This window comes from Paenibacillus terrae (genome assembly GCF_000943545.1).
Taxonomy (GTDB): Bacteria; Bacillota; Bacilli; order Paenibacillales; family Paenibacillaceae; genus Paenibacillus; species Paenibacillus terrae_A.
The window spans coordinates 1-11418 of sequence record NZ_JTHP01000112.1; the positions used below are offsets into that span (position 1 = coordinate 1).

9 protein-coding genes are annotated in these 11418 nt (G+C 43.1%); 2 read left to right on the forward strand and 7 right to left on the reverse strand.

Annotated features, from left to right (window positions below):
* Positions 1-62: 62 nt before the first annotated feature.
* Entirely contained in the window at positions 63-656 is a 594-nt protein-coding gene (locus tag QD47_RS27720) for a chloramphenicol phosphotransferase CPT family protein (RefSeq protein ID WP_044649152.1), read from the reverse strand.
* 266 nt (positions 657-922) lie between these two features.
* The gene (locus tag QD47_RS27725) at positions 923-3997 is read right to left on the reverse strand and encodes a cyclic peptide export ABC transporter (protein ID WP_044649153.1); all 3075 of its coding nucleotides are present in this window, start codon (positions 3995-3997) and stop codon (positions 923-925) included.
* Between the two features lie 645 nt (positions 3998-4642).
* On the opposite strand from QD47_RS27725, the gene QD47_RS33520 reads away from it, so the two are divergent.
* On the forward strand, positions 4643-5011 hold the full coding sequence (locus QD47_RS33520) for a hypothetical protein (RefSeq protein ID WP_044649154.1): 369 nt from the start codon (positions 4643-4645) through the stop codon (positions 5009-5011).
* 427 nt (positions 5012-5438) lie between these two features.
* A complete protein-coding gene (locus QD47_RS33525; protein ID WP_235332387.1) occupies positions 5439-6005 on the forward strand; it encodes a hypothetical protein in 567 nt (188 codons plus the stop codon).
* Between the two features lie 251 nt (positions 6006-6256).
* On the opposite strand, the gene QD47_RS34340 is transcribed toward QD47_RS33525, so the two are convergent.
* The 5 genes from QD47_RS34340 to QD47_RS27760 form a co-directional block, all read right to left on the reverse strand.
* Complete coding sequence (locus tag QD47_RS34340; protein ID WP_082067333.1) at positions 6257-6562, reverse strand: 4'-phosphopantetheinyl transferase family protein; 306 nt, start codon at positions 6560-6562, stop codon at positions 6257-6259.
* A gap of 162 nt (positions 6563-6724) precedes the next feature.
* Positions 6725-6973 carry an acyl carrier protein gene (locus QD47_RS27745; protein WP_044649156.1) on the reverse strand — a complete coding sequence of 83 codons (249 nt, stop codon included), beginning with the start codon at positions 6971-6973 and terminating at the stop codon, positions 6725-6727.
* A gap of 5 nt (positions 6974-6978) precedes the next feature.
* Positions 6979-7983 (reverse strand): BtrH N-terminal domain-containing protein, encoded by a 1005-nt coding sequence (locus tag QD47_RS27750; protein ID WP_044649157.1) that lies wholly within the window; start codon positions 7981-7983, stop codon positions 6979-6981.
* A 1-nt stretch (position 7984) separates the two neighbouring features.
* Entirely contained in the window at positions 7985-10225 is a 2241-nt protein-coding gene (locus QD47_RS27755) for a type I polyketide synthase (RefSeq protein WP_052646996.1), read from the reverse strand.
* On the reverse strand, positions 10222-11418 hold a 1197-nt coding region (locus QD47_RS27760; RefSeq protein ID WP_235332388.1), incomplete at its 5' end, for a phosphopantetheine-binding protein. The genes QD47_RS27760 and QD47_RS27755, both read right to left, overlap by 4 nt.

The window sequence follows — 11418 nt, forward strand, 5'->3', positions numbered from 1 at the left end:
ACACGACGATATCATTGATTGGGGGTTGTTTTGTTTTAGGCGTTATCTGATGGATACGCCATCTAGGAAACACTAACATTTCTTTTACGTAATTTCTTAAATACCGAGTATTCCTTATTGGACTTAATAAAACTTAATATCTTTTCGGCACATTCTGTTGGATTCATCTCTTCCGTATTTACTTCGAGGTCATATTCATCAAAGCAATATATTTTGCTAAACTGTGAAGCTGCTAGTCCAATCTGTCTATCCTCTCTTGTTTGCTCTCTTTTTATGAGTTCTTCTTCCGAGCATATTACACCTATAAATAACGTAGGCTGATCGAAAAATTGATCAAGAAACTCATTAAACCTCTTGTCATTGTCGATTATGGTATCTGCTATTACATTAAAACCCAATTCTAATAACAATTTAATTGTCGAATGGTACACTGAGAATATGGAATCATGAAGTATTTGTGAGACAACTTGATGATCTATTTCTTTTGGAGGATCATCTGGAAATTTATTATTAATAAAATCATAGTAATTATTAAAAAAATCATCAATTGATAAACGATAAAAAAGGATCTCTTTCTGATTTATCAGTTCAGTCGATATGGAGGTCTTTCCGGAACTTGAAGCTCCATTTAGAAAAATTAATATCCCTTGCTTCAATTTAATCATCCCTTCAAAAAATAATTATTTCGTATCTTTCAGATAACGTTATATTCACAAAGTTCATTAAATTATCCAACTCAGAAAATATTCGAACGATTGAAATATCCTGCTAGTTATTTAAACGAACTGCCGAAGAATCACGGCTACCTCACTTTTTCTCCCCTAGTATCGTTTCTTGTACCGTTTCTTCAGTTATTGGAACTTTTCAAACTCATTTTTTAACCAGCCGTTTGGAACATAGTAAGACACCCTTCCTTAATAGATTAGCCTGCGAACGAAACGACCGACGTTACCGCATCTCCCATTTCCATCTTAATCAGCTTGTCCGCCACCCCAAAATACCGGTCGTCATGTGTGATAGCAATGACGCATTTGCCTTGCCTTTTAAACTCCGGCAAAATCGTGTGGTAAAAGACACTTCTGAACTCCGGATCCTGATCGGCCGCCCATTCGTCGAACAAATAAAAGGGGCGATCTTCCAAGCGGCTTACGAGAAGCGCCAGTCTCTTTCTTTGGCCAGTAGACAGCCGAATCGTGCTGAACTGATTTCCGGAAACATGCACTTTATCGTCAATTTCCAGCGCCCTCAACTCTTGATTGATCCGATCATTCAATTCGTGGACTTCTAGTCCGTACAACTTTTCGAATAAGTGAAAATCGCTGAAAACGGCCGAAAAATATTGTCCCAGTTTCTTAGCCGAAACCGGATTGCCGTTCAGCAGAATTTCTCCCTCGTCAGGCTCATACAACCCGGTGATCAACTTGCCCAACGTGGATTTGCCGCTGCCGTTTCCTCCCGTAACGAATGTAATTTCCCCTGAGCGAAAGACGGCGTTAATCGGACCGACCGCGAAATGGGTGTCCTTTTGGTTTTTGTAGTTAAACGCGACGTTTTTCAATTCCAATTCGAAAGGACCGCCAGCGTCGGCAGCTGGCAGGTTCTCAACTGTCTCTTGAGAAACCACGGCCGACAACTCCTGCTCCAAACCGTTCAATCGTTTCCAACTGATTCGAACTCCTATCATGCTGGGAATCGAGTTCAATATGCCGTGCACGGGCGCGGTCATATACAAAAACACGAAAACGTAGGACGCCAGTGATTGACTTTCGATGCCCTTGAATAATATGGGAAAGAGAAACGCCACGATGCCGATAACCGCCGTAAAAAGCAATTCCCCGATCACGAATACGTTCGCAAAGTTCAGATCTCCCAATATCCGCTTTGAACGATACGCCCAAGTGCTCGTCTGCACATCTTCTTTGAACTCGTTTTTCTTTTGATTATTAATGCTAAGTTCCTTATATCCGTGGACCATATGATCGATAAATCGAAAGAACGTATTTTGGATGTCCCGGGTTTGTTCCCACAACCGATTCGCATATCTTCCTGTGATAAAATAGAGCCCTGCCGCGACGAGGATGACCACTATCGAGATGAGCAGTCCGCTAAAATTGATGACACCCAAATAAACAAAGCAGCAAACAAGGGTGAACAGGCTTGTGAACCCGGATATCAAAATGTTAATTCCGCCGCTTATCACTTCCGTATCGTTGTTCAACGAAGCGAAGATGCGATCTTTCCCGACTTTCTCGATATTTTGATAGGAAGCACTCAAAATTTTATCGATCAAGCTGGTTCTCTTGCGATAGATCATGTCGTTCGTTAGATTGATGAGGCTGGTCCTTACGACTCTTTGACCGAAAACGTACAGAATAATGCCGGCAACAAAAAAGGCGAGAAGTCCCACCTGAAAAGTACCGTTCCGGTTCAACGCTTCGTTCACGATAAAAATAACGACGGCGTTGCCGAATCCACTCATAATGCTCGCAATCAAGACTGGAAAAAAAGAGCGTTCTTTTTCCTTCGGAAAAAGCGACGAAAGCAGAAGCGCCGCCATATACAGTAATCCCGCCGCGCAAATCGTAACGATCGCCGAGATCAGGCTTTCTGGAGCCCACACCTTAATGAACGACCAGGGCAAATCGCTAAAAAACACGTTCGGAATGAAATAAATGCAACATCCCAAAAGCGCCAACGCGCACACGCTTATCGCCGTTTTGCGCACGACTGAATGGGAGTCGCTCTTCCATCTTCTTTGCTTTCTCACGATTTGAGAAATCTCGATGAGCAAATATCCTAACGAGAGTAGGCTGAACGGCACCAATACTCCCATGACGGAAACTGCGACTTTATCGACGCTGAGGTAGATGTCGGAGGTCGAGCTGATCGGCTTGTTTTGTTGTAAAATATCCATAATGCCCTGGCCTAACGTATTCGTATAGGCGGAGTTGAGATTGGCCAAAATGGCAACGCCCAGTTTCTCTTCTGGCCGGAATACGATAAAAGACGAATAATTCGGATTACTGCCCCCGTGGCTCAGTTCCCCCGCAGCTTTCTGGAAAACGGACCACCCCGCCCCATAAGATGAACCGTCAATATTGGGGTATACGGAACGATCCGGCGTATGCGACTGCTCGATCAACGAACGGAATGACGAGTCTTCGCTTCCGATTCCCAATTGGATATTGAGCCACTTCGCCATATCGACGCTATTCGTCGTCAAATATCCCGCGGGCGTATTCCCCCGGTATCTTGGGGCATCGTACGGCTGAGCTCGCAAAAAACCAATTTTATACCCGGTAGCCAATGATTGATTCACTGCTTCGTCCTGTGACAAGTAAGTGTTCTCCAAACCAAGCGGCGTCAGAATCCTTTCTTTCATATAGTCCTCATAGGATTTGCCGGAAACTTTCTGAACAATTAAGCCCAATATATCGTAATTAATCGTGGCATACTGAAATCTTTCGCCCGGATAAAAATCCAATCGGCCTCCGGACAAGTTCTGAACAGTTAACTCCAATGCGCCGATATCGTTCGATTTGGGAATGTCGCCGATCGTGCGGAATGAAATTCCGCTCGTATGATGGAGCAGCTGCCCGATCGTAATCTTAACGTCTTCGTCGATTTGTTGACCTCGATATTCCCCTTTGTAGCGCATCTTGAACCATGGCAAATATTTTTCGACCAAAACATCCAGTTTCAATAGTCCCTGCTCCTGCAACTGTAGAACCGCCAGTCCGGTAAACGCTTTGCTTGTCGAGCCGAGCTCGAACAGTGTTTCGGACGTCACCGGCTCTTTGCGTTTCACGTCGGCGTATCCGAATTGCTTCTGATAAGCAATCTTCCCATCTTTAACAATAACGACTGCCGTACCTGGAATTTTACCTTCTTTCATCTGTTCATGAATCCAAATATCAATTTTCTCGGTTTCGTCTTGAGACAATGTCGGTGGCGGATTAACCGGAGCCGGAACGCTCGCGCTCACGTTCGAGCACATTGAAGGCAGCCACCACATACTAACCGCTAGCAAAAAGAGTAAGCTTGTCTTAGTAATTGTTCGGTACCCCATGAGTCACCTTCTCTTCTCGTTCTGTTTTGGTGGTACGTTCCCTTTAAAAAGCACTGGGCACCCTCTATTTGGACACAGTGAATTTAATCGAGAGGAGACAAAAAATGATTAATTTTGTAAATAAGATCATTTTATGTCTCACAAAATAAATTTATCCGGAAATTTCGGTTGTGCTGCGCAAACAGAAAGCTTATATTCCAACTCCAAATGATATTGCTAGAAGAAATATGACATAGGGATCGTAGTATTGGAAAAAGAGTTAAAGAAAATCTCATTTTATCTCACACGAAATCCAAAGGAATCTGAAGGGATGGATAATCCCCTCCCGTCGGTTTTAATAGCCTCTCGGCATTCGCCGAGGCAGTTGGGACAAGGCTTTCCCTGCCTTATCCCATGTGACTTCCTCCCACTTCTGTAGAGGGATTTTTTTGGTCATCCACAACTCCAATTGGAAAATAAATCGGAGATCGCGACGTTTTTTTTCAAAAAAGCCTTGACTTTGAGCCCATTTTTCCAAAATCGCGTGGGAAGGGTCTGTTTTTCAGCCCACTACTCGAGATTGGAGTGTTCCTCATGAAGCCCATTTTCATTCCGCATTCGGACTATCAAGCTTTTGTTCTTCTACACCTTCGTTCGTCTTACGGCTCCGGTGTTGTTCTCATTTCCAAGGATTGGCCTCTGGGCCGTCAAACTCTGGATGACCGATCTTTCAACGGTCACGACTTTGCTCTTCGACGATTATTCTCCTCGGGGGCAATCCCCCGTGATCCCGCATCCCTATTCTGTTCTTACCTGCTTCTCCTTCTGACGAATCCTCATATGGGCATTACCGAATGGATCAACGAGATGAAACGTACGCCGATTTATGCCATTCTGAGCGGCTTTCCCTTGGATTATCTTCCTGGCGTCGGCACGTTCTATGGCTTCTCCCGCCGCCTTTAGCCTGCCGTAGATCAGAATCTCAAGCCAAAAAACAGCGGAAACGCAAAGGAAAAGCCAAAAGAGGAAAGAAGAAAGGCGAGAAAGCTTCCACCACGACTTCAGGCAGAGTCGAACGCTTGACGAAATGGATGATGCGTCATGCCGATGCTAGAGCGTCTTTGCCTGCAGATCGGCTATTCGATTTCTTCCAGTCGCAGATTCTTGCGGTTTCGGCATGTTGGGTCTGCTCGGGGATCTCTCTGCACTGAGCGCCGCCAGTGATGGCACACCGCTCGTCACTACCGCTTATCCCCGGAGCAAATCTACTTGCGATTGTCATGCCCGCGGTATAGCTGAATGCAACCATGTTCGTCTGTACTCCCAGCCCGACTGCAACTCGGGCTGGGATAGTGCCCGGGAGAAGTACTTTAACGGTTACCACCTGTACATGTTTTCCGCAGCGGACAGTCCACACGATTTGCCCCTGTATCCAAGACTTCAGCCTACCTCCCGGCATGATGCGGTCAGTCTCGTCATGAGCACGGATGAGTTCAAGCAACGTTTCACCTTGGGCACGGTAGACAACATGCTTCTGGATGCCGCTCACGACGCGGAATCCATTTATCTTTTGCTGGAGCACCAAGGCATGGAGCCCTTTATTGATCTGAACGTTCGTTCCAAGAAAAGCACCGTCAGCCCAAGCGCGAGTGAGATTCAAATCTCTCCTCGCGGCATCCCCATTTGTCCCAACGCTCACCCGATGAAGCCCAATGGCTCCGACAGCAAACTCCAACGCCGCAAGTGGAGATGCACACCCACCTGCGGCTGCCGAAAGCCAAGATTGGCCGTAGCTTTTACACGAAAACCCGTGATGATCCCAGATTGTTTACGAAAACGCCGCGCGATTCGGAAAAGTGGAAGCTGGTTTACAAGCGTCGCATCTCCATTGAGCGTTCCAACAAGCGGGAGAAAATCGATTACAAGCTTGAAACTGGTCGGCATCGCTCCACGATAATGTGGTATATGCGCGTGTACGGCACTATGATCTGCCAGCATATGGACGCTTGGTATGTTAGCCAGAAGGACGAATGGGACAAACTGAAACCCACGATTTGCCCAACAGCCGCCTAATTTTTAAAAAATACTGTTTGGCAAATGGGTGGAGTCTGTCCTTTTTCGAAACTGGTTTATTATCCATAATTCCCAGCGCTAATTCCCTTATTCCTTACGTCATCTCCCCTTTAACACCTGTCTAATTCCGAGAGGCTATTTTATATATGCTTCCTTTAGTGTCCACAATCTGAAAAAATATTCGAGTCTACATTCTGGGGAAATCGACATCAAATCGGAATACTCATATGACGAGAAATGTTGTTTAGCAATATTTAGATCGATAGGACTCATTCGTTCGACATCAATACCTATTGATCCAATATCCACTGCCAATGCTACCCAATTCCCAGAATGAGAAACATTGAATTTCCATTCTGAGTCAACCAAATAGGGTTTTCCATTTGGATCCACCGATAATATAGTATTCAGTTCTTGATTACTGTAGTTTATTAGAGTCATAAGACAAAACGAGTTAATAAATCAGCAATGATAGCCCGTTTTGCATCTTAAATGTTGTAATAATTTTTAATTCGCGCTTTTTTTCCGCAGATACATATTTCAAACAACATTCTATGGATTGATGTGTCATCGTTAAAAGGATCTTTACAACGTGAATATACATCAATGATCCCTCATTCTGCTTTCAATATATTGGATGATATCTATGCAAGTATTGAATTTATCTATCACCAAATCTTCATCTTCAAAGGAAATTCCAAAATGCGCTTCAACAGCAACAACAAGCTGGATAAATAATATTGAATTCAGTCCTAGAACAATTAAGTCTTCATCTAGATGTTGATCAATATTTAATTGGACTCTTTCCTCAATAAGCTTGATAAATTCATTTTTGACATCTAACTTAGCCATGTTATTCAGCTCCTTATGGACCAGAGTTCTTGATAGTATTGATATTCAAGTTCTAGAATACGAGACAACTGGTCTGATATAGAAATGAAAGACTTTTCATTGTAATTTTGAGAATAGTATAATTTTGCTATAACTGCGCGAATATCTGTCCAAGAGGACACTATAGAATCGATTGCAATTTTGGCTTTTTCAGGATTCCCAAAAAAAACACGCAGTTTGTATTGTTCGGCCTTTTTGTCAAAAATTATATCATTTAGATATTCAAGCCACTTAAATGTATAATCAAGGGAAAAAGGAATTCTTGTCTCATCTCGCTGAGAAAACCAAGCAATGAATGAGTCCAACTCTGTCAATCCGTTTAGAATCTCCTGTTTTTTATTTAGAAGCAAGTTCAGATAAAAATCTGCTTCCTCGGACGAATTCAAATTCTTAACATTATATCTATCCTCATTCAAATAAAACTCACAATAGGTTTCCTGAATATCGAAACTATTTATCAGTTGATATCCTTCATAAGCCTTATTCAGATCTTCCATCGGAAGGATTCGATTCTCGTAAGAGAGGTGTTCTTTATTTTTATGTTCAATAATATGATAGATTTGTTGGTCCTGATCATACCCATGTACAAGTAAAGTGTGAGGAAAATGTATCTTGTTATAAGTATCGTTGCGAATGGATAAGTAATAACAGTCGACCCACAATAGAATTGGTCTTTCTCTTTGAATCGCTTTGACAATTCTCTCATGCAGATTATTGGCGTATCGTATACCTTCAGTGCTAATTCCGATGTTATCTAATATCTCCATCAATGTATGATCGACATCGGGTCTGCTCTGGCACAAAAGCCCTTGAGCATCGTTCAATATTTTGTATACATTAACGTCATACGCCAAAATGGATGAAATATTCTTATTCAAATATATTAACGCTGGGAACAATGAATGAAAGTAGCAACTCTTATAGAAAAACTCGTTAAAACCCGATATCGGTTCTAGTATTTTCGATTTCATGTTATGCTCCGCCTTTGTCAATGTTTAGTTCTAAATTTTTTGCAATTTGTTCGAACGTCAGGCCAGGTTCAATGACTACGCCATCAATTGGGACTTTCAACTTTTCCAGCTCTACTTCACATTGAATGACTAGAAGAGAGTGACCGCCCAATTGAAAAAAATCACTATGGATGTTCAATTCTTGAATATCCAGTAGTCTTCCCCAAATTGAGGCCAGAAGATATTCCATCAGTGTGTACTCTCCAGACAATCTCCCAAACAAACTGACTGAGTGATGGGCCAGTCCATCACTCTGGATCTCATTGTGTATATCGGGCCAACATCGACTTCGCATAAAAGGATAAATTGGCACACTAACTTTCCTGTAATCTTTATCTGTGTATAATAAACTCCATTCAATGTCGGCACCCAAAATATAAAGTTTAGCGAGCTTTGTAAATGTGAAGTCGACCATCTGCTGAGCAGATCCTATGACAGAAATGAGTTTATTTGCCTGAAGAGAGAATAGTTCCTGCTCAGTAGCAGCAATATCTGCCTCCGACCGTTTTGACTTCAAATCCGGAACGACGTTATGAACTCCGTAGTAGATTTCATTATGACGAATGGTAGACATTTCATTGTTGCAGATCCAATCCAGCTTTTCGATGAGTTCCTCTTTTGAACTTGTTTTAATAATCAATCGATGTGAATAATGGAGTCTTCCCCAATTGGCCGTAAAGCATATGTCACCAAGATTCCCCTGTTCCAAGGTATTAATTAGAAAGGTGCGGTATACATTGACAAGTTGTTTAAGACCTTCTGGAAACATGGCTGACAATGCAAGAATATATGGACCTTTTTCAACAATGGGGTTTGACTCTGAAGATATCGCCTCTTCTAGCACAATATGGCAATTAGTTCCACTAAGACCGAACGAGCTGACTCCACAGCGGCGCAATGCTCCTGGTTCAGTCTCCCACTCAGATAGCTTGTTATTAACATAAATCGGAGAATCGACAAATTCAATATTTCGATTCGGTCTCTCGAAGTGCAGCGATGGTGGCAACTTGCGATTTTTCAAAGCAAGAACAGCTTTTATAAAACCTACGATTCCTGATGCATGATCCAGGCTACCGACATTCGACTTAACTGAACCAATCGCACAAAACTGCTTCCTATTTGTAAATTTGCGAAAGGCGCTAGTGATTGCTTGCACCTCAATAGGATCGCCCAACTTAGTACCCGTTCCGTTCGCTTCAATATAGCTAATCGTTTCGGGGTTAATTTCTGCATCCTGCCATGCCTTAAGAATAACATGTTCCTGCGCAGAGCCATTTGGCGCTGTTATGCTAACCGAAGTGCCGTCTTGATTCCAGGCGCTTCCCTTAACGACTGCGTAGATATGGTCTCCATCATTGATCGCCTGTTGAAGAGGTTTTAACAATACTGCTGCTGTTCCCTCGCCTGAACCCATGCCATCTGAACGATCGTCGAATGTTTTGGTAAAACCGTCTGATGATTTAATTCCCGTATGATGTCCATCACTCGTCGAATCTACCGGTAGGGCAATTATTTTTACCCCACCGGCTATTGCCAGGTCACATTCTCCAGATCGAATTGATTTACAGGCAAGGTGAATCGCAACGAGCGAGGAAGAGCAAGCCGTATCTACAAGCATGCTCGGTCCCTTGAGATCTAGAAAGTAAGAAATTCTGCTGGCGATAATTGATTTAGCGTTTCCCGACATCGATAATGCCGGCACGTCTGAAAGAACTGTTTTAAGATAATGCTTATACTCCAAAGCAGAATCGCCGCTGTACCCCAAAAATACGCCCGTCTGACTTCCAGACAGTCTCCTTCCGCCGTAACCCGCATCTTCTATAGCTGCATAGGCCGTTTCCAAGAACAAGCGTTGATTGGGATCGATCAAATTAGCTTCTATTCGTGAAATCGAAAAGAACTGATGATCGAATTTGTCGATTTCATCTAGGAAAGCGCTTCGACTAAATAATAGCTTGTCTTCCTCACTGCTTTCAGAAAATAAAGCGCGCCGGATATCGTCTTTTCTTGCGTCTGGAAATTCGCGAATATCGTCATTTCCATTGCATAAATTTTGCCAAAACAGATTAACATCATTAGATTTGCCTATGCGACACGATAACCCGATAACAGCGATATCTTTGTTCGAAATCGTTGTGAGCTGAATTTTATCATTCTGTGACAAGGGTGCATTGATTTCGAAATCAATTAATTTCTTTCTCAATTTTTTTCCTCACTTTCACGTAGGTATTGAGCCATTGAAAGAGAAATTAGGTCGGAATATGAACGTATCCAACTATGAATAGTATGGAGCTGCATTTTCCCAGAATCATAGTCCCATTGGAGGGATATGCTCTTTCCGGATTGTTTAAGGCGAACTACAAGATTGAATATACGGTTTAACTCGGTGGAAGAGTTTTTTGATGTTGTGAAGGCGGCATATAGTTCATTTCCCAGACGTTCCAATCGCATATGCTGCCATTCGGACCGGTTTACCCTGAAGCCGGAATTCGTTTTTTGTTTACCCACCGAATTGAACAGCTCATGTAGATTCGATATGGATGAAAGGTCAATTGCTATTGGGACAGCTATGTCTGGTGCCGACATACAAGCAACGGATACTTGATCAGTATTGGCATATTCAGAAAACAAATAGAGAAACAATGCTAGCAAAACGGACTCTGTATCCACTCCTGACTGCTTTGAAGCCCACATAATATAATTCACTTGAAGTTCTGTCAGACGAAATTCTACAGTGTCACCCGGTGTGTATGCACCGTTAGTGAAAACCTCCTTACTAAATCTAATTGGTGATAATTGGAATGTGTTTTGCTCTTTGCTGAGCAGGTTCTCGATATGTCGGGCAAGTTGTCGAATCGTTGGATAAGCGAATAAATCAACTATGGATAATAAGTCTGGAAAACGTTCGCTTAAACGACCATGTACTTGAATCAGCAAAATCGAGTTGCCTCCAATTTCGAAAAAATTACCATTTACCCCAATATGCTGTCTGCCGATCACATCCCTCCATATGTCTAGTAATGCAACTTCATATTCATTTGAAGGAGGGGTTTGCTGTTCCATTTCGAAGGAATAATCAGGCTTCGGCAATGCCTTGCGGTCGATCTTGCCGCTAGGTGAGAGCGGCATCTGGTTCAGATGCACGAAGTACGCCGGGATCATGTACTCCGGCAACAACGTAGCCAGATGCGCCCGTAATTCGGCGACAGACAGGGCTTCGCTGCTAACGTAATACGCGCACAGGTAGGCCTGTTCCCTTTGATCACTCTTCGACATGACTACAGCTTCCCGTACCGCTTCGTGTTCCATAAGCCGCGTCTCCACTTCCCCGCACTCGATCCGGTAACCCCGAATTTTGACTTGGTGGTCGATTCGGCCCAGATACTCGATGTTCCC